28 protein-coding genes are annotated in these 26,885 nt (G+C 38.2%); all 28 read left to right on the plus strand.

Translation table 11 applies throughout. From position 1 onward, the window contains the following. Positions 1–2: 2 nt before the first annotated feature. The 28 genes from ftsY (at position 3) to fliH (ending at position 26,882) form a co-directional block, all read left to right on the plus strand. The gene (gene ftsY, locus MKX57_RS04980) at positions 3–1,277 is read left to right on the plus strand and encodes a signal recognition particle-docking protein FtsY (protein WP_089985317.1); all 1,275 of its coding nucleotides are present in this window, start codon (positions 3–5) and stop codon (positions 1,275–1,277) included. A 341-nt stretch (positions 1,278–1,618) separates the two neighbouring features. Then, positions 1,619–1,954 (plus strand): putative DNA-binding protein, encoded by a 336-nt coding sequence (locus MKX57_RS04985; RefSeq protein WP_008181685.1) that lies wholly within the window; start codon positions 1,619–1,621, stop codon positions 1,952–1,954. A 12-nt stretch (positions 1,955–1,966) separates the two neighbouring features. After that, positions 1,967–3,325, plus strand: coding sequence for a signal recognition particle protein (gene ffh, locus MKX57_RS04990; protein WP_089985319.1), 1,359 nt, complete (start codon positions 1,967–1,969; stop codon positions 3,323–3,325). A 94-nt stretch (positions 3,326–3,419) separates the two neighbouring features. After that, a complete protein-coding gene (gene rpsP, locus MKX57_RS04995; RefSeq protein WP_004269411.1) occupies positions 3,420–3,692 on the plus strand; it encodes a 30S ribosomal protein S16 in 273 nt (90 codons plus the stop codon). 15 nt (positions 3,693–3,707) lie between these two features. Continuing rightward, positions 3,708–3,941, plus strand: a complete 234-nt coding sequence (locus MKX57_RS05000) for a KH domain-containing protein (RefSeq protein WP_004269410.1) — start codon at positions 3,708–3,710, stop codon at positions 3,939–3,941. 346 nt (positions 3,942–4,287) lie between these two features. Then, positions 4,288–4,803, plus strand: a complete 516-nt coding sequence (rimM, locus tag MKX57_RS05005; RefSeq protein WP_089985320.1) for a ribosome maturation factor RimM — start codon at positions 4,288–4,290, stop codon at positions 4,801–4,803. Then, complete coding sequence (gene trmD / locus MKX57_RS05010; protein WP_089985545.1) at positions 4,803–5,540, plus strand: tRNA (guanosine(37)-N1)-methyltransferase TrmD; 738 nt, start codon at positions 4,803–4,805, stop codon at positions 5,538–5,540. The genes rimM and trmD overlap by 1 nt, the downstream gene beginning before the upstream one ends. Positions 5,541–5,656: 116 nt before the next feature. Beyond that, positions 5,657–6,001 carry a 50S ribosomal protein L19 gene (rplS, locus tag MKX57_RS05015; RefSeq protein WP_008181294.1) on the plus strand — a complete coding sequence of 115 codons (345 nt, stop codon included), beginning with the start codon at positions 5,657–5,659 and terminating at the stop codon, positions 5,999–6,001. A gap of 105 nt (positions 6,002–6,106) precedes the next feature. Continuing rightward, positions 6,107–6,670: a signal peptidase I gene (lepB, locus tag MKX57_RS05020; RefSeq protein ID WP_008181292.1), complete on the plus strand. Its 564-nt coding sequence runs from the start codon at positions 6,107–6,109 to the stop codon at positions 6,668–6,670. Positions 6,671–6,727: 57 nt separating this feature from the next. Further along, complete coding sequence (gene ylqF / locus MKX57_RS05025) at positions 6,728–7,600, plus strand: ribosome biogenesis GTPase YlqF (RefSeq protein WP_025113918.1); 873 nt, start codon at positions 6,728–6,730, stop codon at positions 7,598–7,600. Positions 7,601–7,756: 156 nt separating this feature from the next. Then, positions 7,757–8,518 carry a ribonuclease HII gene (locus MKX57_RS05030; RefSeq protein ID WP_008181288.1) on the plus strand — a complete coding sequence of 254 codons (762 nt, stop codon included), beginning with the start codon at positions 7,757–7,759 and terminating at the stop codon, positions 8,516–8,518. Positions 8,519–8,567: 49 nt separating this feature from the next. Beyond that, positions 8,568–10,457 (plus strand): hypothetical protein, encoded by a 1,890-nt coding sequence (locus tag MKX57_RS05035; RefSeq protein ID WP_342550825.1) that lies wholly within the window; start codon positions 8,568–8,570, stop codon positions 10,455–10,457. Next, positions 10,454–10,756: an EscU/YscU/HrcU family type III secretion system export apparatus switch protein gene (locus MKX57_RS05040; RefSeq protein ID WP_008181284.1), complete on the plus strand. Its 303-nt coding sequence runs from the start codon at positions 10,454–10,456 to the stop codon at positions 10,754–10,756. Before MKX57_RS05035 ends, MKX57_RS05040 begins: the two co-directional genes overlap by 4 nt. A 163-nt stretch (positions 10,757–10,919) precedes the next feature. Beyond that, positions 10,920–12,080, plus strand: a complete 1,161-nt coding sequence (sucC, locus tag MKX57_RS05045; RefSeq protein ID WP_008181283.1) for an ADP-forming succinate--CoA ligase subunit beta — start codon at positions 10,920–10,922, stop codon at positions 12,078–12,080. 17 nt (positions 12,081–12,097) lie between these two features. Beyond that, positions 12,098–13,000, plus strand: coding sequence for a succinate--CoA ligase subunit alpha (sucD, locus tag MKX57_RS05050; RefSeq protein ID WP_008181281.1), 903 nt, complete (start codon positions 12,098–12,100; stop codon positions 12,998–13,000). A gap of 169 nt (positions 13,001–13,169) precedes the next feature. After that, a complete protein-coding gene (dprA, locus tag MKX57_RS05055) occupies positions 13,170–14,066 on the plus strand; it encodes a DNA-processing protein DprA (protein WP_089985325.1) in 897 nt (298 codons plus the stop codon). Positions 14,067–14,157: 91 nt separating this feature from the next. Next, positions 14,158–16,236 (plus strand): type I DNA topoisomerase, encoded by a 2,079-nt coding sequence (topA, locus tag MKX57_RS05060; RefSeq protein WP_008181277.1) that lies wholly within the window; start codon positions 14,158–14,160, stop codon positions 16,234–16,236. An 18-nt stretch (positions 16,237–16,254) separates the two neighbouring features. Continuing rightward, positions 16,255–17,568 (plus strand): FADH(2)-oxidizing methylenetetrahydrofolate--tRNA-(uracil(54)-C(5))-methyltransferase TrmFO, encoded by a 1,314-nt coding sequence (gene trmFO, locus MKX57_RS05065; RefSeq protein ID WP_008181275.1) that lies wholly within the window; start codon positions 16,255–16,257, stop codon positions 17,566–17,568. Positions 17,569–17,853: 285 nt separating this feature from the next. Next, entirely contained in the window at positions 17,854–18,753 is a 900-nt protein-coding gene (xerC, locus tag MKX57_RS05070; RefSeq protein ID WP_008181273.1) for a tyrosine recombinase XerC, read from the plus strand. 21 nt (positions 18,754–18,774) lie between these two features. Next, positions 18,775–19,320 carry an ATP-dependent protease subunit HslV gene (gene hslV, locus MKX57_RS05075; RefSeq protein WP_008181271.1) on the plus strand — a complete coding sequence of 182 codons (546 nt, stop codon included), beginning with the start codon at positions 18,775–18,777 and terminating at the stop codon, positions 19,318–19,320. Continuing rightward, on the plus strand, positions 19,320–20,720 hold the full coding sequence (gene hslU, locus MKX57_RS05080) for an ATP-dependent protease ATPase subunit HslU (RefSeq protein ID WP_008181269.1): 1,401 nt from the start codon (positions 19,320–19,322) through the stop codon (positions 20,718–20,720). The genes hslV and hslU overlap by 1 nt, the downstream gene beginning before the upstream one ends. A gap of 87 nt (positions 20,721–20,807) precedes the next feature. Next, complete coding sequence (gene codY / locus MKX57_RS05085) at positions 20,808–21,587, plus strand: GTP-sensing pleiotropic transcriptional regulator CodY (protein ID WP_025113928.1); 780 nt, start codon at positions 20,808–20,810, stop codon at positions 21,585–21,587. Positions 21,588–22,167: 580 nt separating this feature from the next. After that, positions 22,168–22,560 (plus strand): flagellar basal body rod protein FlgB, encoded by a 393-nt coding sequence (gene flgB / locus MKX57_RS05090; protein ID WP_008180790.1) that lies wholly within the window; start codon positions 22,168–22,170, stop codon positions 22,558–22,560. A 3-nt stretch (positions 22,561–22,563) separates the two neighbouring features. Beyond that, entirely contained in the window at positions 22,564–23,025 is a 462-nt protein-coding gene (flgC, locus tag MKX57_RS05095) for a flagellar basal body rod protein FlgC (protein ID WP_008180788.1), read from the plus strand. A gap of 23 nt (positions 23,026–23,048) precedes the next feature. Then, complete coding sequence (gene fliE / locus MKX57_RS05100; protein WP_025113930.1) at positions 23,049–23,354, plus strand: flagellar hook-basal body complex protein FliE; 306 nt, start codon at positions 23,049–23,051, stop codon at positions 23,352–23,354. A 119-nt stretch (positions 23,355–23,473) separates the two neighbouring features. Further along, positions 23,474–25,069, plus strand: a complete 1,596-nt coding sequence (gene fliF / locus MKX57_RS05105; protein WP_036123974.1) for a flagellar basal-body MS-ring/collar protein FliF — start codon at positions 23,474–23,476, stop codon at positions 25,067–25,069. A 15-nt stretch (positions 25,070–25,084) separates the two neighbouring features. Further along, positions 25,085–26,098: a flagellar motor switch protein FliG gene (gene fliG, locus MKX57_RS05110; protein WP_008180783.1), complete on the plus strand. Its 1,014-nt coding sequence runs from the start codon at positions 25,085–25,087 to the stop codon at positions 26,096–26,098. Further along, complete coding sequence (fliH, locus tag MKX57_RS05115; RefSeq protein ID WP_043990755.1) at positions 26,091–26,882, plus strand: flagellar assembly protein FliH; 792 nt, start codon at positions 26,091–26,093, stop codon at positions 26,880–26,882. Before fliG ends, fliH begins: the two co-directional genes overlap by 8 nt. Positions 26,883–26,885 lie beyond the last annotated feature (3 nt).

The following is a 26,885-nucleotide window of genomic DNA, read 5'->3' on the forward strand; positions in this document are numbered from 1 at the left end:
GGATGAGCTTTTTTAAACGTATAAAAGATAAATTGATGGGGAATCCAGCGGACGAAGAAAAACTAGAAGCCATTGAACATGATTTAGATTCTCATCCACAGGAATTAGAAGAAGGCGGTGAACCTGCCACTACTGAGACTGTTGTTGAAGAACCTTCTGAGCAATTCTCACCAATAGAAGATACTACAGAATCCGAACAATCTTCGGACATCGAAGGTACAAAGGATTTAGAGCCGCCTTCTCCAATAGAGGAAGAAGAGCAGCTAGAAGTACAAATTATTGAGGAACAACCAACAGAGGAGAAAAAACCTTCTGCTTGGTCTATTACGCAAAAATTTAAAGCGGGCCTTGAAAAAACACGTAATTCCTTTACATCAAAAGTGAACGACCTTGTTGCACGTTATCGTAAAGTGGATGAGGATTTCTTTGAGGAATTAGAGGATCTTTTATTACAGGCCGATGTTGGTTTTGAAACGGTCATGGAACTGATGGATAAATTACGTTTCGAGGTACAACGTAAAAACATAAAAGATACAAATGGTATCCAAACTTTAATTTCTGAAAAGCTTGTAGAAATTTATGAGCAAGGTGAAGATGATTTAATTGAATTAAATATGCAGCCTGATGGTGAACTGACAGTCATTCTATTTGTTGGGGTGAATGGTGTAGGGAAAACAACGACAATTGGTAAACTCGCTCGTCGTCTCAAGTCCCAAGGCAAAACAGTTGTTTTAGCTGCGGGTGATACATTCCGTGCAGGTGCTATCGATCAATTACAAGTGTGGGGAGATCGTGTAGGCTGTGAGGTTATTAAACAATCTGAGGGCTCTGATCCAGCGGCAGTTATGTATGATGCAATTCGTGCTGCGAAAAACAGAAAAGCAGATGTGTTAATTTGTGATACAGCAGGACGCTTACAAAACAAAGTGAATTTAATGAACGAGCTTGAAAAGGTACATCGTGTCATTTCCCGTGAAATTCCAAGTGCTCCACATGAAGTATTATTAGCGTTAGATGCAACAACTGGTCAAAATGCCCTTGTTCAAGCACAAACATTTAAAGAAGCAACGAATGTGACAGGTATCGTTTTAACAAAGCTGGACGGTACAGCTAAAGGCGGTATTGTACTTGCAATCCGTAACAAATTACACATTCCTGTGAAATTTGTAGGTCTTGGGGAGAAAATGGACGATTTACAGCCATTTGATGCAGAACGATATGTCTATGGATTATTTGCCGATGGTTTAGATAAAGAATTACAAAATAATGAAGAATAACAGTAAAATGGGCAGTGTCATTTTATCTTGATCTAGCATTCATCTCCTTCATGTATCGGAGGGGATGAATGTTTGTTTTGTTTTTTTATGAGTCATTCATTTTAGGTTAACCTCTCGATGTTTAACTTAAGAAATGTGGCACCAATCCACTGAGTGTAGTGGAGTAGAAACGCTCGACTGTGATCAGTTGAATTGACTTGTTGGAAAGAGTCATACTAGCTACAGGCAAGAATTGCCCGAAAGTAAGTAAATTAGGCTTTTAGACAAGGAGATTACCTTGACACAGACGGGCGCTTTTCGTTATGATACAAATGACTAAATAGCGGGAGGAGAAACATTCGATGCTACTTGAAAAAACAACACGCATGAACTTTCTCTTCGACTTTTATCAAGCATTATTAACAGATAAGCAAAGAAGTTATATGGAACTATACTATTTGGATGATCACTCACTAGGTGAAATCGCTGAATCGTATGGTGTATCACGCCAAGCTGTCTACGATAATATTCGTCGAACAGAAGCAATGCTTGAGGAATATGAAGAAAAATTATGTTTACTTGAAAAATTTCAACAACGTACCCAAATGCTTTCACAGCTAACAATGGGGATAACAGAACAAAGTATGACGGCTGAAGAGCAGCTAGTGCTTATCGAACAGCTGAAAGAATGGGATTAGGAGGCGAAAGCAATGGCTTTTGAAGGATTAGCGGAACGACTCCAAGGAACGATCCAAAAAATTAAGGGCAAAGGGAAAGTATCGGAGCAAGACGTCAAAGAAATGATGCGTGAAGTCCGATTTGCTTTAATTGAGGCGGATGTTAACTTAAAAGTAGTCAAGGAATTTGTAAAAAAGGTTAGTGAACGTGCTGTTGGCGTCGATGTTATGCAAAGCTTAACACCCGGTCAACAAGTTATTAAAATTGTACAAGACGAATTAACAGAATTAATGGGTGGCGAGCAAAGTCCAATTAAATTTAATACGAAGCCTCCAACTGTTATTATGATGGTCGGCCTCCAAGGGGCAGGGAAAACGACAACTTCAGGTAAATTGGCAAATGTTCTAAGGAAAAAATATAATCGTAAACCATTGTTAGTAGCAGCCGACGTTTATCGTCCAGCAGCTGTTCAACAATTAGAAACATTAGGTAAACAACTTTCATTACCAGTTTTTTCGTTAGGCACTGATATTTCCCCTGTAGAGATTGCACGTCAGGCAATTGAAAAGGCGAAAGAAGAGCATCATGATGTCGTAATTATCGATACGGCTGGTCGTTTGCATATCGATGAGGATTTGATGCAAGAATTAAAAGATATTCGCGCATTAAAAGAGCCAGATGAGGTCTTCCTTGTTGTCGATGCAATGACAGGTCAAGATGCTGTAAACGTAGCAGAAAGCTTTAATGAGGCTATTGGTATTACAGGGGTTGTCTTAACAAAACTTGATGGTGATACTCGTGGTGGTGCAGCATTATCTATTCGTTCTGTAACGCAGAAACCAATTAAGTTTGTCGGTATGGGTGAGAAAATGGATGCGCTAGAACCTTTCCATCCTGAGCGTATGGCGTCTCGTATTTTAGGTATGGGAGACGTTCTATCGCTGATCGAAAAGGCCCAAGCCAATGTAGATGAAGCAAAAGCCAAAGAGTTAGAAGAAAAATTCAAGACTCAAACCTTTACACTTGATGATTTCGTGGAGCAATTGCAGCAAGTTAAAAAAATGGGACCTATAGATGAAATTTTAAAAATGCTCCCTGGTGCAAACAAAATCAAAGGCTTAGATAATGTTAAAGTTGACGATAAGCAAATGGGACGTGTAGAGGCGATTATTTACTCGATGACGCCTGCAGAAAAGACGAATCCTGAATTAATTAATGGTAGCCGTAAAAAGCGTATTTCTAAAGGTTCAGGGACTTCTATTCAAGAGGTGAATCGTCTGATCAAGCAATTTGATGAAATGAAAAAAATGATGAAGCAAATGACTGGAATGGCTAGTGGTAAGGGCAAGAAAAAAATGAAATTACCAGGCTTTGATTCATTGTTTAAATAATAATTTTTAGGTGTTAAGAAAAAACACTTTACAAACAACCTAAACATTGATAATATACTATCTTGTGTGAAACTTATTCGGAGGTGCTATTAAAATGGCAGTTAAAATTCGCTTAAAACGTATGGGAGCTAAAAAATCTCCTTTCTATCGTATCGTAGTTGCAGACGCTCGTTCACCACGTGACGGCCGTCAAATCGAAACAGTTGGTACTTACAACCCACTAACTCAACCAGCTACTGTAAACATTGATGAAGAGAAAGCTCTTAAATGGTTAGCTGACGGTGCAAAACCATCAGATACAGTACGTAACCTGTTCTCAGAACAAGGTATCATGGAGAAATTCCATAACCAAAAATTCAGTAAATAATCGGGGGCGACGTCTTTGAAGCAGCTGATTGAAGCAATCGTTTTACCGTTAGTCGATTATCCAGAAGAAGTTCGTATTGAGACGGATGAAAATGCAAATCGAATTGTTTATAAACTTTTTGTTCATCCAGAGGATCGAGGGAAAGTCATAGGCAAGCAAGGGCGAGTAGCGAAAGCGATTCGTACAATTGTTTATTCAGCGGCAGGTAGTCACCATCAAAAGAAGACCTACGTCGATATATTGGATTAATAGAAAAGATTTTCGCGCTCTTGCAACGAGTACAATTGAGTCCTGATAGGTGTGTTTACATGTCGCTTAGGAGTTCGAAGTGGACTTTAGCATGAAGCGTAATATCTGGACTAAGAAGGAGGGAGCTTGTAGGTTCCTTCCTTTTTTTCTTTATTTCGCCTAGAGTTGTTCTTTTTATTTTGGACAAACAGGGCAACAAAGATTACAGCTAGAGACAATTGATTATATTAATATGGACGAGACAATTGATTGTCTTAGCTGAACCTACATTCTTCCAAAGTGAATTTGAGTAAGAGAATGAATGCAATGGGAGAGAGTAGTACGTTTTTAATGAGGTGATAGTTGAATGGAATGGTTTAATGTAGGTCGAATTGTCAATACACACGGTATTCGAGGAGAGGTGCGTATATTATCGACAACAGACTTTGAAAAAGAACGTTTTGCGGTAGGGAATAAGCTTGCTGCCTTTAAAAAGGACGATAAAAAACCAACTTGGGTAACGATTCAATCAGTGCGTCGTCATAAAAACTTTATTTTATTAACATTTGAAGGTATGAATAACATCAATTTGGTCGAGCCGTTTAAAGAAGGTTTGTTAAAAGTGACAAAAGATCAAATGACTGACGATCTCCTTCAAGAAAATGAATTCTTTTTCCATGAGATTATAGGTTGTACAGTTGTTTCTGAAGAAGGCGAAACAATTGGCGTTGTGAACGATATTCTACAAACAGGTGCTAATGATGTATGGGTGGTTAAAGGCTCGAAGAAAGAGCATTATATCCCTTATATAGAAGATATCGTGAAAGATATTGATGTGGTAGAGAAGAAAATTGTCATTCACGTAATGGAAGGTTTATTATGATGAATATTCATGTGCTGAGTCTTTTTCCCGATATGTTTTCAGGTGTTTTCGGGGCTTCTATTTTAAAGAAAGCTCAAGAAAAAAATGCGGTCAAGCTAGAGGTAACCGACATCCGTACATTTTCGGGGAATAAGCACAATCAAGTGGACGACTATCCATATGGCGGCGGAGCAGGCATGGTTTTAAAGCCTGAGCCGATGTTTAGCGCTGTAGAAGCAATTTGTGCAGGAAAACAACCACGCATCATTTTAATGTGCCCTCAGGGAGAACGATTTACCCAAAAAAAAGCAGAAGAATTATCACAGGAGAAGGAATTAGTCTTTTTATGTGGTCACTATGAAGGCTATGATGAACGTATACGCCAGCACCTTGTAACAGATGAAATTTCTATTGGAGATTTCGTTTTAACAGGTGGAGAACTAGGAGCAATGACGGTTATCGATAGTGTTGTACGCCTATTACCAGGTGTATTAGGCCAAGAAGATTCACATATACAAGATTCCTTTTCAACGGGTCTCTTAGAGCATCCTCATTATACTCGACCAGCAGAATTTCGAGGAATGAAGGTGCCGGATGTTTTATTATCGGGCAATCACGCAAAAATTGAGCAATGGCGTGAGGAGCAATCGTTGAAAAGAACCTTTGAACGTCGTCCTGATTTACTCGATGATTATCCTTTAACTGACAAGCAAAAATTGTATTTAGAAAAACTTAAAAACAATCAACAAGATGCTTGATTGCCTAGTATATTTATGATAACATTTAATCTGTACTTCTATGTGAAGTACTGAATTACGGTGTTCCGCTGTGGCATAGATTGCGTGCAAGAGCATCTGTCTAAGGAGAGAAAACAATGTCAAACATTATTACAGAAATTACAAAATCTCAACTTCGCACTGATCTACCTGCTTTCCGTCCTGGTGATACTGTTAAGGTACACGTGAAAGTAGTAGAGGGTACTCGTGAACGTATCCAGCTTTTCGAAGGTGTAGTAATTAAACGTCGTGGTGGCGGTATTAGCGAAACTTTCACAGTTCGTAAAATTTCTTACGGTGTAGGTGTTGAGCGTACATTCCCTGTACACACACCAAAAATCGCTAACTTAGAAGTTGTACGTCGTGGTAAAGTACGTCGTGCTAAACTTTACTACCTACGTAACCTACGTGGTAAAGCTGCTCGTATTAAAGAAATTCGATAATTATGACTTAAAAGTGAGGGGCTTGTACGCAAGCTCCTTTTCTTTTTGCTTGTCATCTTAATTCCCTATCAACTAAAATAGTGTTAGACAAGGGGGCATTTCTCAATGGAAAAACAGGTGAAAGAAAAGAATGAATTATGGGAATGGACAAAAGCGCTATTAATTGCATTTGCGATTGCTGCAATCATACGATATTTTTTATTTACACCAATTGCAGTTGATGGTGAGTCCATGATGCCAACCCTTGAAGATGGCGACCGCATGATTGTGAATAAAATTGGTTATAAAATAGGTGAACCGAAACGCTTTGATATTGTTGTGTTTCATGCGCCTGAACAAAAAAATTACATTAAACGTGTAATTGGATTGCCAGGGGATTCACTGGAATATAAAGACGATCAATTATATATCAACGGTGAGCCAATTGATGAGCCCTATTTAGATGCTTATAAAGCTCAAATCGCAGGGGGAACATTAACAGAAGACTTTACCTTAAAAGACATCGATGTTTCATTAGATGAGATTCCAAAGGGGTATGTTTTTGTCATGGGGGATAATCGACGAAATAGTAAAGACAGTCGACATATTGGTCTTGTAGATCAAAAGGAAATCATCGGCAATACAAGTTTGATTTTCTGGCCGTTTAATGACATAAAAATTGTAAAGTAATGCAAGAAAGGGAGCGTTTATGAACTCCCTTTTTCTTTTAATTTAGGAGGCAAAGCAGTGACAATTCAATGGTTTCCCGGGCATATGGCAAAGGCCCGACGTGAAGTAACAGAAAAATTAAAGCTTGTTGATATTATATTTGAGTTAATAGACGCCCGTTTACCTTTATCGTCTCGTAATCCAATGATAGATGAAGTCATTAATCAAAAACCACGTCTTTTAATTTTGAATAAGGCGGATATGGCAGACGAGCAAGAAACACGCAAATGGGTAGATTATTTTGCACAGCGTGGTCATAAAGCAGTAGCCATTAACTCCCTTGAGGGTAAAGGCTTACAACAAGTAACAAAGGCAGCGCAGGAAATATTAAAAGAAAAGTTTGATCGCATGAAAGCAAAAGGGATGAAGCCTCGAGCTATTCGTGCAATGATTGTTGGTATTCCAAATGTTGGGAAATCAACACTGATTAATCGCTTGGCGAAAAAAAATATTGCTAAAACGGGAAATACACCGGGTGTAACAAAGGCACAGCAATGGATTAAGGTCGGGAAAGAACTTGAGCTATTAGATACGCCAGGGATTTTATGGCCAAAATTTGAAGATCAAGAAGTGGGCTTTAAATTAGCTTTAACAGGAGCTATTAAAGACACCATCACAAACATGGAAGACTTAGCAGTATACGGCTTACGTTTCTTATCCGTTCATTATCCAAAGCGTATGGAGGAGCGTTACGGCTTTGAATTCGTCCATGAAGATTTGGTTGAAACCTTTGACCATATTGGGAAACTTCGTCGCGTGTTTGGTGCAGGTGGAGAAATTGATTATGATCAAGTAGCTCAACTAATCGTTCGAGATATTCGAGGCTTGCAATTAGGCAAATTAACATTTGATTTTGTGGATGAACAACTAGAAAAAGAATCAGAACAATAAAAAGTATTGGAAACTGTCACACCCTCTTTGTGACAGTTTTTCTTTTAGGAATGAATTTTCCTACCGATAATAATTATATAGAGGAAAAAAATGAAGCTACATAATGACTGAAATGGATATATAGGTTTAATAAGTAGAGGCAAGAAGGAGTAAGAAATGAGAAGTATTAAAGAAATTACAGTAGCATTAAAAGATGCGGAAGAATGGCAAGAGTGGATGTCAGGTATTGCAGAAGATGAACGAGTAGGTGTACAAAAGGCTTGGGTTTCTTGGCAAAAGAAACAAGAAAAAAGGCGCCAATTACTTCAGGAACATCAAGCAAAAGTGGCATTTGATTTAAGTTATGGGGGAATAGATGCTTTAATTGCAGGTGTCGATGAAGCGGGGCGTGGTCCTCTTGCTGGGCCAGTCGTTACAGCGGCTGTAATTTTGCCAACAAATAGTGAGGCTCTAGTTGGTTTGAATGATTCTAAGCAATTATCGAAGGATAAACGAAATGCCTTTGCCGCTTTAATTAAAGAACATGCAATTAGTTATTTTATTCACTTCCAACCGGCTCAACAAATAGACGAGCTTAATATTTATGAGGCGACCAAACAATCTATGAAGGCAAGTGTGGAATCGTTATCGAGAAAACCAGATTATGTTTTAGTAGATGCCATGACATTACCTATGGCTATCCCTCAGGATTCCATCATTAAAGGAGATGCCAAAAGCTTAGCAATAGCAGCAGCCTCCATTCTAGCTAAAACAGCCCGAGATGATTATATGGAACAATTAGATAAAGATTTTCCTATGTATGGTTTTGCACAACATGCTGGCTACGGTACAAAGCAGCATTTAAAAGCACTAGAAGAATACGGACCAACGATTCACCATCGTAAATCGTTTGAGCCGGTTAAATCCATGTTTGAATAATACGTTAACACCAATTACCGAAGGAGTAATTGATGAAAGGAGTATATATATGACAGCCACATCATTTAATCCGATCCAGATGCAACAAAACCCAATAACTGCAAATAATCAGCCACTGGCCTTAAAACAGGGACAAGTATTTCATGGAACGATTAAGAAATTATACCCAGATCAAATGGCGGAGATACAAGTAGGAAATCAAAAATTTATCGCTAAACTTGAAGTTCCATTAAAAGCTGGAGATGCCCATTTTTTTCAGGTAACAGGAACAGATCCACAAGCAGAATTGAAAGTGGTGTCAGGACCGATGACGCCAACCACTTCACCAAGCCAACAAATTAATCAGCTATTAGAGTCTATGAATTTACCTAAGTCAGCAGAGATGCAGCAATTATTAGGACATTTTATGAAGGCAGAGCTACCAATTTCAAAAGATCAACTTTTACAAGCTGAAATGTGGTTAAAGGCATTACCAGAGGGTATATCTAAAATGGATGCTTTGCAAACGATTCAAAAAATGATAGAGCTTAAAATGCCAATGACTAATGAAGTGTTTCAAGCGCTAATGAGTGGACAAAAGACTTCTGGTATGGCGGCTATTATGGAAAACTTTGCACAGCTTCTAGCAAAAGATACAGCCTTGCCTGAACAGCTTAAACAAAATTTAATGCAGCAAGTACAAGCAATTACAAAGCCATTTGAAGTAGAAACAGGTAGCGTGGTTCTTGCAAAAGTTCTAGAAAGTTTAACAAATAATGCTGCTACAACTAGTGAAAAAATGCAAGCCTTGTCGATCTTAAAGGAGTCGGGGATAATTCCGAATCAGGCAACATTGCAAAATTGGTCAAGTATGAACGAGGGAAAAGCTTCTCAGCAAATGCAGCAAGCGGGTCAAGTCGTTCAGACTATCCTAACAACGAAGCCTGAAAATGCCGCTCAGCTGATCGAGCAACTTAAATCTTGGACAACAAATCAACAATTTTTAACAAATGATCAAAAGCAACAGATTAATCAGCTAATTGATCGTTTTAATCAGTTACCTGTCACAAAGCAAACAGTAGATATTTTTGCTAAACAAATGCAGGATCAATTATTAAAAGCCTTTTCTCAAAATACGTCCAATCATTTATTTACACAGGACATAAAAGGACTGTCAGTAAAAGATCATCTACTGTCTTTATTGAAGCAAGAGGTAGCTTCTCCCTTACAAAATGAAGCCTTTATGCGTAATCTTGTAAAAAATAGCATCGCTTCTTCACAGCCCCTCATTCAACAAATAGTGACACAAGCAGACGCTCTTGTACAAAATTCGATGGATAGTAAGGCAATGGAGCATGCGATGAAAACAGTGTTAAAAAATTTAGGGATTAGCTATGAGGCGACACTCGGAAACAAATCAGCGGATTTACAAATGATTGCACATCAATTAAAACCGCAGCTTCATACATTATTGCAGGAAACTAATATGACACCGCAATTGAAGGAAGCGGCAGAAATGTTAATGACACGAATGAATGGGATGCAGCTATCATCAGGCGAAAATGGACACCAACATCAACTGATTATGCAAGTTCCGCTAGAATTTTTCGGTAAGAGAATGGATGCTACATTGCAATGGAATGGTCGCATGAAAGATGATGGTAAAATTGATGCCAACTATGCGAGGGTATTATTTTATTTACAAATGGCATCCATGCAAGAAACGGTCATTGATATGCAGGTTCAAAATCGAGTAGTTACAGTAACGGTCTTTAATGAACATTTGGAGATTCAATCGATTGCAGAACCACTAAAGGCAGCATTAAAAGTAGGGTTGGCAGAAAAAAATTATCAACTATCAGGCGTTTTTATGAAACAATTTGACAAGGGCCAGGCGGTCAAAAATAGTCCTGTAGTAGAACAGCAAGAGGAACAGAGTGGGGTGGATATCCGCGTATGAGCGAAGAAAAATTTACCCGTAAAGAGGCAATTGCGCTAACTTATAAACTCGGTCAATTCGATAGTCCGACTGTTGTAGCAAAGGGAAAAGGGAAAATTGCCGAGAACATTTTGGCAAGAGCAAATGAGCATAATGTGCCGATTTATGAGGATCCTAACCTTGTACATCTGCTTGGTCAATTAGATTTAAATGAGTCCATTCCTGAGGAATTATATCAGGCTGTGGCAGAGGTATTTGCTTTTATATATCGTTTAGATCAAGAGCATGCGCGAAAATATAGAAAAAATGAAGTATTCTGATTATTTTTTACAAGCTGTTTTAGTACACAAATTAGAAGAATGCGTCATAATAATAGAGAAAATTCGAACAAAAGACAAAGTGTAGACTTTATCAGAATGTTTCGTTAGAATAGACTATGTTAGTAAAACAATTTTATGCAAATGTTTGATGGGAGGATGTATTATGAATATCCATGAATATCAAGGGAAAGAGATTCTGAGAAAATATGGTGTAGCTGTACCAAACGGAAAAGTTGCTTTTTCCCCTGATGAAGCAGTGAAAGTAGCGAAGGAACTTGGCTCTAATGTAACTGTAGTCAAGGCGCAAATTCATGCAGGTGGACGCGGTAAAGCCGGTGGTGTAAAAATCGCTAAAAACCTTGACGAGGTACGTACGTACGCAAAAGAATTATTAGGGAAAATTTTAGTGACTCATCAAACAGGTCCTGAGGGAAAAGAAGTAAAACGCTTGTACATTGAAGAAGGTTCTGATATCCAAAAAGAATACTATTTAAGTTTAGTTTTAGACCGTGCAACTTCCCGCGTAACAATGATGGGATCTGAAGAAGGCGGTATGGATATTGAAGAAGTAGCGGAAACAAATCCGGAAAAAATCTTCAAAGAAGTAGTTGATCCAGTTGTTGGATTAACAAGTTTCCAAGCACGTCGTATGGCGTTTAATATGAATATTCCAGCAAACCTTGTAGGGAAAGCTGTTAAATTAATGTTAGGTTTATATCAAGCATTTATCGACAAAGATGCATCAATTGTTGAAATTAATCCACTTGTAGTAACTGGACAAGGCGATGTAGTGGCACTAGATGCTAAGTTCAATTTTGATGCGAATGCATTATACCGACATAAAGATATTGTCGAATTACGCGATTTCGATGAAGAAGATCCAAAAGAAATTGAAGCGTCAAAATATGATTTAAGCTATATTTCTTTAGATGGTAACATTGGCTGTATGGTTAATGGTGCTGGTCTTGCTATGGCGACTATGGACACAATTAGCTACTACGGCGGTAGCCCGGCCAACTTCCTTGATGTAGGGGGCGGTGCAACAGCTGAAAAAGTAACAGAAGCTTTCAAAATTATCCTTTCTGATCCACATGTAAAAGGCATTTTTGTAAACATTTTTGGCGGAATTATGAAATGTAACATTATCGCTGAAGGCGTTGTGACAGCTGCTAAAGAAATCGGTTTAGCTGTGCCACTAGTTGTACGTTTAGAAGGTACAAATGTAGAACTTGGAAAAGAAATTTTAAATGCATCTGGTTTAAACATCGTTGCAGCTGATTCAATGGCTGACGGTGCACAAAAAATTGTGGGACTAGTAGGCTAAGGAAGGCAGGGAGAACAATGGCTGTATTTATTAACAAAGATACGAAGGTAATTGTACAAGGGATTACGGGCGAAACAGCTCTTTTCCATACGAAGCAAATGCTTGAGTATGGTACTAAAATCGTAGCAGGTGTAACACCAGGTAAAGGTGGACTTGAAATCGAAGGAGTTCCTGTTTTCAATACAGTGGCAGAAGCTGTAGCTGCAACAGGCGCGACAACTTCAGTTATCTACGTTCCTGCTCCATTTGCAGCAGATGCTATTTTAGAAGCTGTTGATGCTGAATTAGAATTAACAATCTGTATTACTGAACATATTCCTGTTCTTGATATGGTGAAGGTTAAACGTTACATGGAAGGCAAAAAGACTCGCCTAGTAGGTCCAAACTGTCCAGGTGTTATTACAGCTGATGAATGTAAAATCGGTATTATGCCTGGTTATATCCATACAAAAGGCCATGTAGGAGTTGTATCTCGTTCTGGTACATTAACTTATGAAGCAGTACATCAATTAACACAAGCTGGCATTGGTCAAACAACAGCTGTTGGGATCGGTGGAGACCCTGTAAATGGTACTAACTTCATCGATGTTCTTGAAGCGTTTAATAATGACCCAGAAACGTATGCAGTAGTTATGATTGGTGAAATCGGTGGTACAGCTGAGGAAGAAGCAGCTGCATGGATTCAAGCGAATATGACGAAACCTGTCGTTGGCTTTATTGGTGGACAAACTGCACCTCCAGGCAAACGTATGGGGCACGCAGGTGCTATCATTTCTGGTGGTAAAGGAACAGCTGCAGAGAAAATTAAAGCTATGAATGCGGCAGGCATTGAAGTAGCAGAAACACCATCTGTTATTGGTGAAACACTGATTAAAGTAATTAAAGAAAAAGGGCTATACGAAAAGTGTAAAACCCATTAAAATGGAAGATGTAGCACATAGTTGCTACATCTTTTTCCTTATTTATACACTGTTTATCTCCCTTCATTAAACAATTTCCTATTTACTGTATTGAAAATTACATCACGAAGTTGTGTTCAAATCATCATGCGGTCATTTACTTTCTTCTATTATAAAGGAGGTTTATAGAATGATCCTTGCAGTTGATACACAGAGATTACTAGCTTTGCATTATGTATATCCTTTACCTCTTCAAAAACTTCAACGATTATTGTCCCCAGTGAACGTTTTAAACACTTTTGAAGAAGCTCATTATGATGAAATCGCAAATTTTTTACAAATATCGTCACATAAAGCATTGCAAATTTCTCGAAGCTTTCGACAAATTATGACAATCCCATTTGAAGAGGCCTATGCACGGGCCAATATTTTCCCCATACCTTTTTATCATCCTTATTTCCCGGCGCAATTATTTGAAATATCCAGTCCTCCTACTGTATTGTATGTGAAAGGTCAGTATTCCCTGTTAACAAACAAGAAACAGATAGCTATTATAGGCTCTAGGAAGGCTACAGCGTATTCGAAAAGAGCATTAGACCTAATTGTCCCATCACTAGTTCAATGGGGGTATACGGTCGTAAGCGGGCTAGCTAGAGGCGCTGATACAATGGCACATAGGGCAACAATCGATATGGGTGGGCACACAATGGCTGTGCTTGGGCATGGTTTTAATTATCTCTATCCAAAAGAAAACCAAATATTGGCGAAGGAAATGGCTAATCAACAGTTATTAATAACTGAGTATCCTCCATATATGAAACCCGAAAAATGGCATTTCCCAATGCGTAATCGAATCATTAGTGGTTTAGCTCAAGCGTTAGTTGTGACAGAAGCAGCGTTAAAAAGTGGTACGCTTATTACAACAGAACTTGCATTAGAGCAAGGGAAGGATGTATTTGTAGTACCGGGACCTATTGATGCAACACAGTCCAAGGGGACCAATCAATTACTTGTGGATGGAGCAATTCCAGTAATAAATGGTCATCAAATCGTTGAAACACTGGACCTGTTTTCTAACAAAAATTGAAAAAAAGTTGCATTATCTTAAAATCTGTTATACATTTTGCAACAGGTAACTTAAAAATTTAGTAAAAGACCTCGCTAAGGGGGAGACATAGATGGCGGATTATTTAGTGATTGTAGAATCACCAGCAAAAGCAAAAACAATTGAACGTTATTTAGGCAAAAAATATAAGGTGAAAGCATCAGTTGGACATGTACGAGATCTTCCACGTAGCCAAATGGGTGTGAGTGCGGAAAATAACTTTGAACCTAAATACATTACGATTCGTGGTAAAGGACCTGTTTTACAGGAATTAAAATCTGCGGCTAAAAAAGTGAAGAAAGTCTATCTAGCGGCCGATCCAGACCGCGAGGGAGAAGCGATTGCTTGGCACCTTGCGACTGCATTAAATATCGATATTAACTCGGATTGTCGAGTTGTATTTAACGAAATTACGAAAGATGCGATTATTGAGTCTTTTAAAAACCCACGTCCTATTAACATGGATTTAGTAGATGCACAGCAAACAAGACGTATATTAGATAGACTTGTTGGCTATAACATTAGCCCAATTCTTTGGAAAAAGGTGAAGAAGGGTTTATCAGCAGGCCGTGTACAATCAGTAGCGCTGCGCATGATTATTGATCGAGAAAATGAAATTAAAAACTTCCAACCAGAAGAATATTGGACGATTGAAGGTACTTTTGAAAAAGGAAAAAAATCGTTTGATGCACTTTACTATGGAAATGGCAAAGAAAAAATTAAGCTAACAAATGAGGAACAAGTAAAGACCGTTTTAAAAGGTGTTAAAGGGACAAACTTTAATGTTGTTAATGTTTCTAAAAAAGAGCGTAAACGAAATGCTGCACCAGCCTTTACAACTTCTTCGTTACAACAAGAAGCAGCGCGAAAATTAAATTTCCGAGCAAAGAAGACGATGATGCTTGCACAGCAATTATATGAAGGTATTGATATTGGTAAAAAAGAGGGAACAGTCGGTTTAATCACTTATATGCGTACCGATTCCACACGTATTTCTGAAACGGCAAAAACAGAAGCGGTTTCTTTCATCGAGTCAAAGTATGGAAAAGAGTATATTGCAACAGAAATAAAGCAGACGAAAAAGGCTTCAAATGCGCAGGACGCCCATGAGGCAATTCGTCCAACAAGTACGATGAGATCACCAGAGGAATTAAAGGCAGTCCTTAGTCGTGATCAGTTACGTTTATATCGCTTGATTTGGGAGCGCTTTATTGCAAGTCAAATGGCTCCGGCTATACTTGATACTGTGGCGGTAGATCTTCAAAATGGTGATGTTTTATTCCGTGCGAACGGCTCACAAGTTAAATTTGCAGGTTTTATGAAGCTTTATATCGAAGGTACCGACGATCAAACAGAGGAAACGACAAAGCTTTTACCTGAGATGGAAATTGGTGATCAAGTAAAATCGCTTGAAATTGAACCTAAGCAGCATTTTACACAGCCACCACCACGCTATTCAGAGGCGCGACTTGTTAAAACGATGGAAGAATTAGGTATAGGTCGCCCATCCACATATGCACCGACCCTCGATACAATTCAGCGCCGTGGCTATGTTGTGTTAGATGCAAAACGCTTTATGCCAACAGAGCTAGGCGAAATCGTACACCAACTCGTACTAGAATTTTTCCCTGATATCATCAATATCGAATTCACTGCACAAATGGAACAAGATTTAGATGATATTGAAGAAGGTAGTCGTCAATGGAAGAATATTGTGGAAGAGTTTTATAAAGACTTTGAAGTCCATGTTAAACATGCAGACGAGGCAATGGAGAAAGTAGTAATAAAAGATGAGCCAGCTGGAGAAGATTGTGAGCTTTGTGGATCACCAATGGTCTATAAGCTAGGGCGATATGGTAAATTTATGGCTTGCTCGAATTTCCCGGATTGCAGAAATACAAAAGCTATTATGAAACCTATTGGTGTAAAATGTCCATCGTGTGAAACAGGCGAAATTGTGGAGCGTAAAAGTAAAACGAAGCGTCTATTCTACGGTTGTAATCAATATCCGGAATGTGAATTTGTGTCTTGGGACAAACCAATTAGTAGACCATGTCCGAAATGTAGTGCATTATTAGTAGAGAAAAAGATTAAAAAAGGTGTCCAAATTCAATGTACAAAATGTGACTATGAAGAAGCACCAACACAATGATAGGAAGATGGTAAAATCATGACTGAACAAGTAGTAAATGTAATAGGAGCGGGCCTGGCAGGTAGTGAAGCAGCTTGGCAAATAGCAAAACGCGGTGTGAAAGTAAGACTGTATGAAATGCGTCCCGTAAAGCAAACGCCTGCACACCATACAGATAAATTTGCAGAGCTTGTTTGTTCTAACTCGCTACGTGCAAATGGCTTAACAAATGCTGTAGGTGTTATTAAGGAAGAAATGCGTATTTTTGATTCTGTCATTTTAAAGGCAGCAGACCAATGTTCTGTACCAGCTGGAGGAGCATTAGCAGTAGACCGTCATGAGTTTGCAGGTTATGTGACAGAGGCAGTGAAAAATCATCCATTGGTGGAGGTTATTCACGGAGAAGTGACAGAAATTCCTGAAGGTATAACAGTTATTGCTACAGGTCCTTTAACTTCGAAAGCTTTGGCTGAAAAAATTCAAGGTTTAACAGGTCTGGATTATTTATACTTTTATGATGCTGCTGCACCAATTATTGAAAAAGATAGTATAGATATGGATAAGGTTTATTTAAAATCTCGTTATGATAAGGGAGAAGCAGCTTATTTAAACTGCCCAATGACGAAAGAGGAGTTTGATCGTTTCCGTCAAGCATTAATCGAAGCAGAAGTAGTGCCTTTAAAAGAATTCGAGAAAGAAATCTACTTTGAGGGCTGCATGCCAATCGAAGTTATGGCAGCTCGTGGAGAGAAAACAATGCTATTTGGCCCAATGAAGCCAGTCGGACTAGAAGATCCGAAAACAGGGAAACGTCCATATGCCGTAGTACAACTTCGCCAGGATGACGCTGCTGGTACTCTTTATAATATTGTTGGCTTCCAAACACATCTAAAATGGGGTCCTCAAAAAGAAGTATTGCAGCTAATTCCAGGATTAGAGAACGTGGAAATTGTACGTTATGGTGTTATGCACCGAAATACCTTTATTAATTCACCAAAAGTGTTAGAAAAAACATACCAACTTCGTGAACAAAAGAATATTTTCTTTGCCGGTCAAATGACAGGTGTTGAAGGGTATGTTGAATCAGCTGGAAGTGGATTAATAGCTGGAATAAATGCAGCTCGTTTAGCATTGGGACATGAGCCAATCATTTTCCCATTCGAAACGGCGTTAGGAAGTATGGCGCGTTATATAACAGAAGCGCAATCGAAAAACTTCCAGCCAATGAACGTTAACTTTGGTATTTTCCCTGAATTACCACCTGGTCGCCGTTCAAAACCAGAGCGCGCTGAAATGCATGCAACACGCGCAATAAGCACAATTCACAATTTTGTGAATTCACAAACAATTTAATTGCCAAAAGCCTCTAAAAGTTGTTATACTCTTAGAGGCTTTTTCTTTTTGTAGATAAAATGCTTGCTTAGACATGTTTTATTATTTTGTATGGAGATTTTCTCAAAATATAACTAATTACACTTGCTATCTTACAAAGATAGGTATAGTGTCAATATGTATGTTTATTAATGATGGTTTACGATACAAACTTGTAAGAGATGACAAAGAATTATTTATCCGTTATATTACAAGTGTCAGTCATTTGAGAAAATTATTAATAAATTATTGGTGGTGAATCTTTCTATGTTAGTTTCGTCCCAAGATGCACTCGAACAGTTCATGCTTTATATCCAAGTTGAAAAGAACTTCTCTGTTCATACAGTGCGAGAATATGAATCAGACCTGCTGGATTTTTTGGCCTTCTTACAAGGGGAAGGAATTCATGATTTAGCGAGTGTTGAATATATACATGCACGTCTTTATGTAACAAAGTTGTACGACGAAAAAAGAGCAAGGGCTTCTATTTCTAGAAAAATATCCTCAATACGCTCCTTCTTCCGCTTTCTAAATAGACAGTATGGATTTGATGATGGGGCATTTCGTTCTCTTTATCATCCAAAAAAAGAATCTCGTTTACCAAATTTCTTCTATGAAGAAGAATTGATGCAGTTATTTGATGCGAATACCGGGGATGATTTGAAATCATTGAGAAATATGGCTATATTAGAGCTGTTATATGCGACAGGTATTCGTGTAAGTGAGCTGACTTCCATTCAAGTTAAGGATGTAGATTTTCATTATTCCATCATACGAGTTATGGGAAAAGGTCGGAAAGAACGAATTATCCCATTCGGTCAATTTGCGAGTTTAGCAATGCTGGACTACATAGAGCAGGCTCGTCCTAGATTGATGAAAAAGACTAATCATCAGCAATTGTTTGTCAATATGCGAGGTGGGGAACTTACTCCACGAGGGGTACGTCATGTTTTAAACGAAATGATTGACAAGGCCTCACTCCATACGAAAATTTACCCACACATGCTTCGCCATACTTTTGCAACACATTTATTAAACAATGGCGCGGATTTGCGAACGGTGCAGGAGTTATTAGGCCATTCGCATTTATCTTCTACACAGGTTTACACACATGTAACAAAAGAGCACCTACGTCAAACATATATGAATGCTCATCCAAGGGCATAATAGAGTTAAGGAGGAAAGCAGATGGGACAAATTCATGCGACTACGATATTTGCAGTTCATCATAACGGAGGCTGTGCCATGGCTGGTGATGGTCAAGTAACTTTAGGAAATGCAGTTGTGATGAAAGGTACAGCGAAGAAGGTCAGACGTCTGTTTAATGGGCAGGTTCTGGCAGGCTTTGCAGGCTCTGTTGCAGATGCATTTACACTATTTGAGATGTTCGAAGGCAAATTGAATGAATATAACGGTAATTTACAACGTGCTGCAGTAGAGGTTGCCAAGCAATGGCGCGGAGATAAAATGCTGCGCCAATTAGAAGCGATGCTATTAGTCATGGATAAAACAACTTTGCTACTTGTTTCTGGTACTGGTGAAGTCATTGAACCTGATGATGGAATTTTAGCCATTGGTTCTGGTGGGAATTATGCTTTATCAGCGGGTAGAGCATTAAAAAAATATGCAGGTGAAACGATGACTGCTCGTGAAATTGCTGAAGCAGCATTAGAAACAGCTGCTGAAATCTGTGTATTTACGAATCATAATATTATCGTGGAGGCGCTGAGCTAATGACGCAAAAAAATTTAACGCCAAGACAAATTACTGAGCATTTAGATCGTTATATTGTTGGGCAAAATGAAGCTAAGCGAGCTGTAGCCATTGCGTTGCGAAACCGCTATCGTCGTTCATTGCTAAATGAAGATATGAAGGCAGAAGTTATTCCTAAAAATATCTTAATGATTGGGCCAACTGGTGTCGGAAAAACGGAAATTGCCAGAAGAATTGCGAAGCTTACAAATGCACCTTTTGTAAAAGTGGAAGCGACAAAATTTACTGAAGTAGGTTATGTAGGTCGTGATGTTGAATCAATGGTCCGTGACTTAGTAGAAGCTTCTCACCGTCTTGTAAAAGAAGAAATGATGGAATCTGTTAAGGAACAAGCAGAGCAATTAGCAAATGAAGCGATTGTGAAACTTTTAGTCCCGTCATTGCGTAAGAAACAGAGCATGCAAAATCCATTCGAAATGTTATTTGGTGGGAAAGAACAAACTTCAACGGACGATACGTCGTCTGAGGAAACAGAAGTACGCTCTAAACGTGCACAAATTGCTATTGATTTACGAAATGGTAAATTGGAAAATGAATGGATTACGGTTGAGGTAACAGAACAAACTCCATCCATTTTTGATGCATTACAAGGCACGGGAATGGATATGTCCGCCAATAATGGTATGCAAGATATGCTATCTAGCTTAATGCCTAAAAAACAGAAAAAACGCCGTGTGCAGGTAAAGGATGCACGTCGTATTTTAACAATAGAAGAAGCAAATAAGTTGATAGATGCAGATGAAGTGGCACAGGAGTCAATTGTTAGAGCGGAGCAAACTGGTATTATTTTTATTGATGAAATCGATAAAATAGCTAGTAAAGAAGGAAATTCTTCTGCCAATGTATCTCGTGAGGGTGTACAACGAGACATATTACCAATAGTAGAAGGTTCAACTGTAACTACGAAGTATGGTGCTGTGAAAACGGATTACATGCTATTTATAGCTGCAGGAGCGTTCCATATGTCGAAGCCTTCAGATTTGATTCCGGAATTGCAAGGTCGTTTCCCAATTCGTGTAGAGCTTGAAAAATTAACAAAACAAGATTTTGTCCGTATTTTACAAGAACCAGATCAATCGCTCATTTTGCAGTATAAGGCATTGCTAGAAACGGAAGGTGTGGAAATCAATTTCACATCTGATGCCATTGAACGTATTGCGGAAATAGCCACAGAGGTTAATCAGGAAACAGATAATATCGGAGCTCGCCGTTTGCACACGATTTTAGAACGTTTACTAGAAGAGCTGTCGTTTGAAGCAGCTGAAATTGCACCAGCGAGTATACCGATCAACGCAGCTTATGTAGATCAAAAACTCGCAGGTATTGTAAAAAACAAAGATTTGTCACAGTTTATATTGTAAGATAAAGCTGATCAGTATCATTCAGTAGTAAAAAACTTTAGAATATTAAGTGAATACTCTTCGGATTATTTATAGGAGGAACATATAATGAATTTATTAGGAAAAACACGTAAAATTAACTCAATGCTACAAGCTTCTGCTGGTAAGCCTGTAAACTTTAAGGAAATGGCTGATACACTAGGAGATATTATTGATAGTAATGTCTATATTTTAAGCCGTAAAGGTAAATTATTAGGTATTTCAATTCACCAACAAATTGAAAATGAGCGTATGAAAAAAATGTTTGAAGAGAGACAATTCCCTGAAGAATACACACATAGCTTATTTACAATCTCAGAAACATCTTCTAATTTAGATATCCATAACGAACATACTGCTTTCCCTGTGGAAAACAAAGATCTTTTCCAAAACGCATTAACAACAATTGTACCAATCGTTGGTGGTGGTGAACGTTTAGGAACATTAATCCTTGCACGTTTATCTTCTCAATTTGAAGATGATGATTTAATTCTTGCAGAGTATGGCGCAACAGTAGTTGGCATGGAGATTTTACGTGAAAAGTCTGAAGAAATCGAAGAGGAAGCTCGTAGCAAAGCGGTTGTGCAAATGGCCATAAACTCACTTTCTTACAGTGAATTAGAAGCTATTGAGCATATCTTTGAAGAGCTTGATGGTAACGAAGGTTTACTGGTTGCCTCTAAAATTGCAGACCGAGTGGGAATTACACGCTCAGTGATCGTCAATGCATTACGTAAACTGGAGTCAGCGGGTGTTATTGAGTCTCGCTCTCTAGGTATGAAAGGAACTTATATTAAAGTGTTAAATGATAAGTTCTTAAATGCATTAGCTGAAATTAAAATGAAATAATTCTTCTTGAAGAAGATAATGAAGGCGTCTAGGTAAAACTAGGCGCCTTTTTGTATGCATTTCACTAGATATTTAGCGATGTAATTGATTGTTATTTTTTGTATAAATACAAATTTGGAGAATATTGATGTTTTTTGTTTCTTTTATCCTAATGTCGTTCATAAAATTGTCACTACAATTAGCATATAAAAATGAAATATGTGATACTTTAGAATAATGGTGAATAAACTGTTAATTGTCTATATTAGAATATTCAGCCATTTGTCGAACTAGTAAAATGGAACCTTAAATTAATTTCATTTTAAAAGGCGATAAAGCTCATAAAAAGGCAAATTTAATACTAAAATCGTAAACACTGTCGAAATAGTGTAAAATAACTAGATGTTAACCAACCTTTCATGAAGCCTAGAGCTACAAGGGATGCAGAAGTATTGTCCCGGTTGAGACGTTAAAAAAATAGGGCGTATATACTATTAAAAAGTGACAAAAGACAATAGACACTAGGTAGCATCTTAATTACAATTGTATTATTGAATATATTAACAAGTACATAGAATTTAATAAATTGAGGTGAACAGTTTTGAATTTATTTGGAGGAACTATTAGTAGCTTGGAAAATGGACTTTCCTATGCGACTTTGAATCATAAAACAATCGCAAACAATATTGCGAATGTCGATACACCTAATTATAAGGCGAAAAATGTTAGTTTTAAGGATATGTTGGCGGAACAAAAGGATATCTCTATTTCTGCCTATCGAACTGACAATAGACATTATGATTTCACAATTCGACAATCTACACCTGGTGTCAATAATATAGAAAATCTACGATACCGAAATAATGGCAACGCAGTAGATATGGATGCTGAACAGGCAAAATTAGCAGAAAATCAAATTTACTACAATGCTTTAATTGATCGTGTAAACGGGAAATTAAACACATTAAACACAGTTATTAAAGGAGGTAAGTAATAGATGTCTATTTTCCATGGGATGAATACCACTGCCTCAGCTTTAACTGCACAACGCTTACGCATGGATGTTATTTCTTCTAATATGGCAAACATGGATACAACTCGAGCTCGTCAAGTTAATGGGGAGTGGGAGCCATATCGACGGAAGTCCGTAACGTTTACAGCACAAGAAGGACAATTTTCAAAGTTTATGAATGTAGCACTTGGGAAAGACGCCAAAAGCGGTGTTGGTAATGGTGTGAAAGTAACTCGTATTGCAGAAGACCGAGAAACACCTTTCAAACTTGTTTATGACCCAACTCATCCAGATGCAAATGCAGATGGTTATGTCAATTTGCCGAATGTCGACCCATTAAAAGAAATGGTAGATTTAATGTCAGCCACTCGTTCTTACGAGGCAAACGTAACAGTATTTAACGCAAATAAATCTATGCTTACAAAGGCATTAGAGATTGGTAAATAAATAAGAAGAAAGGAAGATACATAATGACAATTTCGTCCGTTTCGCTAATGACACCTACTCAGGTTGTAAATGAAACAAATAAACTTAATACGACACCTTATGAAGCCCAACAAAGCTTCGCGAACTCGTTAAAAGAGGCAATAGCCAAAGTTAATGACCAGCAAATCACATCCGATAATTTTACTCAAAAGCTAATTAAAGGTGAAAATGTGGAATTGCATGAGGTAATGATTGCTTCACAAAAGGCGAGCATTACATTAAACGCAACAATTGAAGTTCGCAATAAGGTGATTGAAGCTTACCAAGAAATAATGCGAATGAGCGTTTAATCTTTTATTGAGGGGGGAGAGCCCCTCTCAATGCAGATTAATGACTACCTAAATGGTGGGCTCTTGAAGTTCGCAAATTATTGATGGCTAGGTTATTCACTATAACCGGAGGATTCATAATGAATGAACGATTGACGAAAATAAAAAACGACACCAGTCAATTTTGGAAAAGTCGAAGTAAAAAGCAAAAAATAGTTATGATTGGCTCCTTGGTAGGCGTCATCGCTCTTGCTGCAATTGTAACGTTTTTCGCTTCAAAAACTACATATGTTCCACTTTATAAAGATTTATCTACAAGAGAAATTGGACAAGTAAAGGAAGCACTGGATTCACAAGGTGTAACATATCAAATTGCGCCAGGCGGAACATCTATTTTAGTGCCTGAGGAGCAAGTTGACTCCTTATTAGTGCAATTAGCATCAGAAGGATATCCACAAACGGGTACGATTGATTACTCATTTGCAAACAGTTCAGGGTTTGGGATGACAGATAACGAATTTAATCTATTAAAAAAAGCAGCCACTGAAACTGAAATTGCTAAGCTTTTTAGAAACCTTGAAGGCGTTAAAGATGCAAAGGTAATGATTACTGTCCCTGAAGAAGGGGTCTTCGTAACAGATGTGAAAGAGGATGCAACTGCATCTATCGTATTAAATACAGATCCAGGATATAAATTTACAGAGCAGCAAATTACAACTATGTATAATTTGGTGTCAAAAAGTATTCCGAATTTAAAAACTGAGAACATCGTAATCTCTAACCAATTCTCAGAGTACTTTGACTTGAATGCAGCCACAACAGATGGAACATCTACAGCAACGGCTGAAGGTCAATTACAAATGAAAAAGTTAGTCGAACGTGATCTACAACGTCAAGTGCAAAATATGCTTGGTACGTTGATGGGCCAAGATAAAGTAATGGTTTCTGTCACTACGGATATTGACTTCAAGAAGGAAAATCGCGAAGAAAATCTTGTGACACCTGTTGATGAAGAGAATATGGAAGGAATTGCCATTAGTGCTCAAAGAATTACTGAGCAATATTCTGGAACAGGGGCGGCAGCCGCTACTGGAACACCTGAAGCTGAAACAACTACTGATAACTTTACTACCTATAATGAAGGTACATCGGGTAACGGTGATTATGAACGTACAGAAGAAACTATTAACAATGACGTGAATCGTATACGTAAAGATATTCAAGAAGCACCTTATAAGGTGCAAGATATTGGAATTCAAGTGATTGTTGAACCACCAACAGCAACAGATGCAGCGTCATTACCAGACGGTGTTCGCGAAGATATTGAGAAAATTTTAAGCACGATCGTTCGTACAACGATTTCTAAAGACGTAGCAGCTGAGCTTACTCAAGAGCAAATTGATGAGAAAGTAGCCGTATCTGTACAGCCTCTATATGGTAAGGCCACACAGGTTGCTGATGAAAAACCAATGATTCCTTGGTGGGTTTGGGTTATTGGCGGTATCTTATTAGCTGTTATTGTATTGTTAGCATTCTTCATTATCCGTTCTCGTAAACGTGCGCAGGAAGAAGAAGAGCTAAGTATCCTAGAAGAACAAGAAGATTTAATGATTGACGATATTAATGAAGAAATTGAAACGGAAGCTACAATGCGTCGTAAGCAGCTAGAAAAAATGGCAAAAGATAAGCCAGACGATTTTGCGAAGTTACTGCGTAGTTGGATTGCTGAAGACTAACTAGGAGGTTCGGCTGTGTCCAAGAAAGATAAGGAATTAACCGGAAAACAAAAGGCCGCTCTCTTGTTAATTTCATTAGGACCTGAAGTTTCAGCTTCAGTCTATAAACATTTAACAGAGGAAGAAATCGAACGTTTAACATTAGAAATTTCAAGTGTTAAAAAAGTAGAATCAAACGTCAAGGAAGAGATTATAGAAGAATTCCACAATATTGCGCTAGCTCAAGACTATATCACGCAAGGTGGTATTGGTTATGCGAAAACAGTATTAGAAAAAGCGCTAGGTGTAGAACAAGCTCAGACGATCATTAATCGTCTGACATCTTCGTTACAAGTGCGACCGTTTGATTTTGCACGGAGAGCTGATCCGGCACAAATTTTTAACTTTATTCAAAATGAACATCCACAAACAATTGCCCTCATTCTTTCTTATTTAGAAGCAGGGCAAGCGGGAGTGATTTTATCTTCATTACCACAGGAAGTACAGGCTGACATTGCAAAACGTATAGCTGTTATGGAATCGACTTCACCAGAAGTAATTAGTGAAATTGAATCGGTGTTAGAGCGTAAATTATCATCTACAGTTACCCAAGATTACACTGAAACTGGTGGTATTGATGCAGTCGTTGAAGTACTGAATGGTGTTGATCGACAAACTGAGAAAACGATCCTTGATGCACTTGAAATTCAAGATCCAGAGCTTGCAGAAGAAATCAAAAAACGCATGTTTGTATTCGAAGATATCGTTACACTCGACAATCGTTCCATTCAACGTGTTATTCGTGATTGTGAGAACGAAGACTTACTGCTTTCAATGAAAGTGTCAAGCGAAGAAGTAAAAGATATTATTTTCCGCAATATGTCTCAACGTATGGCTGAAACATTTAAAGAAGAAATGGAAATTATGGGGCCTGTACGTTTACGTGACGTAGAGGAGGCCCAATCTCGAATTGTTGCTGTTATTCGCCGCCTAGAGGATGCTGGTGAAATCATTATTGCACGTGGTGGAGGAGATGACGTCATTGTCTAGAATCATCCGTTCAATTTACACTCAATCCGATAGCGATAATGTAAAAGAGATACAAATTCGCGATATGTTTGAAGGATTTGATTTGGAAGATGGTGATGATGCTTCATCCCAACATCAATTAACAATAGAAGAAATAATGGCTGAGCGAGATCGTTTGCTTGCAGAGGCTAGAGCTTCTTTACAAGCAGAACGTGAAGCATTTGAGCAAGAAAAGCACATGCACTATCAAGAGATTGAGCATTTGAAGTTAAGTTGGGAAGAAGAAAGACCGAATCGAGTTCAAGAAGCCTATGATGAAGGCTTTGGCCAAGGCTATGAAGACGGTGTGAACAAATCCACTGAAGCAATGGCCGAGTCACTTCAAACTGCGAATGAGGTCATTAATCAAGCAAAAGAAAACGCAAAAAAATATATTGATGATCAAGAAGCTGTGGTGCTAGAGCTTGGTCTAACGACAGCAGAACGAATAATTGGCACATCTTTAGAACGTGATCCCGATCTATTTGTGTCGATTGTTCGTAGAGGCTTAAAAGAAGCTAGAGAGATGAAAGAAATTAAAATTTATGTGTCGCCAACCTATCACGCTTTAATTACTGCTAATCGTGATGAATTAGCGGAAATGTTCCCGGTTGATGTACCATTCATGATTTTTGTTAATGAAGATTTGAACAATGAAACAGATTGCTATATCGAAACAAATCATGGACGTATAGTTGTGAGCATCGATGAGCAATTGAACGAACTAAGATTAAAGCTTCATGAAATATTAGAAAGTAGGGAATGATCT

It is taken from the genome of Lysinibacillus sp. FSL M8-0216 (assembly GCF_038595555.1).
GTDB lineage: Bacteria > Bacillota > Bacilli > Bacillales_A > Planococcaceae > Lysinibacillus > Lysinibacillus fusiformis.

Bases quoted from the DNA above. Each gene is read 5' to 3' on its own strand.
- ftsY (WP_089985317.1), top strand. From the start codon at position 3: ATGAGCTTTTTTAAACGTATAAAAGATAAATTGATGGGGAATCCAGCG.
- MKX57_RS04985 (WP_008181685.1), top strand. From the start codon at position 1,619: ATGCTACTTGAAAAAACAACACGCATGAACTTTCTCTTCGACTTTTAT.
- ffh (WP_089985319.1), top strand. From the start codon at position 1,967: ATGGCTTTTGAAGGATTAGCGGAACGACTCCAAGGAACGATCCAAAAA.
- rpsP (WP_004269411.1), top strand. From the start codon at position 3,420: ATGGCAGTTAAAATTCGCTTAAAACGTATGGGAGCTAAAAAATCTCCT.
- rimM (WP_089985320.1), top strand. From the start codon at position 4,288: ATGGAATGGTTTAATGTAGGTCGAATTGTCAATACACACGGTATTCGA.
- trmD (WP_089985545.1), top strand. From the start codon at position 4,803: ATGAATATTCATGTGCTGAGTCTTTTTCCCGATATGTTTTCAGGTGTT.
- rplS (WP_008181294.1), top strand. From the start codon at position 5,657: ATGTCAAACATTATTACAGAAATTACAAAATCTCAACTTCGCACTGAT.
- lepB (WP_008181292.1), top strand. From the start codon at position 6,107: ATGGAAAAACAGGTGAAAGAAAAGAATGAATTATGGGAATGGACAAAA.
- MKX57_RS05030 (WP_008181288.1), top strand. From the start codon at position 7,757: ATGAGAAGTATTAAAGAAATTACAGTAGCATTAAAAGATGCGGAAGAA.
- MKX57_RS05035 (WP_342550825.1), top strand. From the start codon at position 8,568: ATGACAGCCACATCATTTAATCCGATCCAGATGCAACAAAACCCAATA.
- MKX57_RS05040 (WP_008181284.1), top strand. From the start codon at position 10,454: ATGAGCGAAGAAAAATTTACCCGTAAAGAGGCAATTGCGCTAACTTAT.
- sucC (WP_008181283.1), top strand. From the start codon at position 10,920: ATGAATATCCATGAATATCAAGGGAAAGAGATTCTGAGAAAATATGGT.
- sucD (WP_008181281.1), top strand. From the start codon at position 12,098: ATGGCTGTATTTATTAACAAAGATACGAAGGTAATTGTACAAGGGATT.
- dprA (WP_089985325.1), top strand. From the start codon at position 13,170: ATGATCCTTGCAGTTGATACACAGAGATTACTAGCTTTGCATTATGTA.
- topA (WP_008181277.1), top strand. From the start codon at position 14,158: ATGGCGGATTATTTAGTGATTGTAGAATCACCAGCAAAAGCAAAAACA.
- trmFO (WP_008181275.1), top strand. From the start codon at position 16,255: ATGACTGAACAAGTAGTAAATGTAATAGGAGCGGGCCTGGCAGGTAGT.
- xerC (WP_008181273.1), top strand. From the start codon at position 17,854: ATGTTAGTTTCGTCCCAAGATGCACTCGAACAGTTCATGCTTTATATC.
- hslV (WP_008181271.1), top strand. From the start codon at position 18,775: ATGGGACAAATTCATGCGACTACGATATTTGCAGTTCATCATAACGGA.
- hslU (WP_008181269.1), top strand. From the start codon at position 19,320: ATGACGCAAAAAAATTTAACGCCAAGACAAATTACTGAGCATTTAGAT.
- codY (WP_025113928.1), top strand. From the start codon at position 20,808: ATGAATTTATTAGGAAAAACACGTAAAATTAACTCAATGCTACAAGCT.
- flgC (WP_008180788.1), top strand. From the start codon at position 22,564: ATGTCTATTTTCCATGGGATGAATACCACTGCCTCAGCTTTAACTGCA.
- fliE (WP_025113930.1), top strand. From the start codon at position 23,049: ATGACAATTTCGTCCGTTTCGCTAATGACACCTACTCAGGTTGTAAAT.
- fliF (WP_036123974.1), top strand. From the start codon at position 23,474: ATGAATGAACGATTGACGAAAATAAAAAACGACACCAGTCAATTTTGG.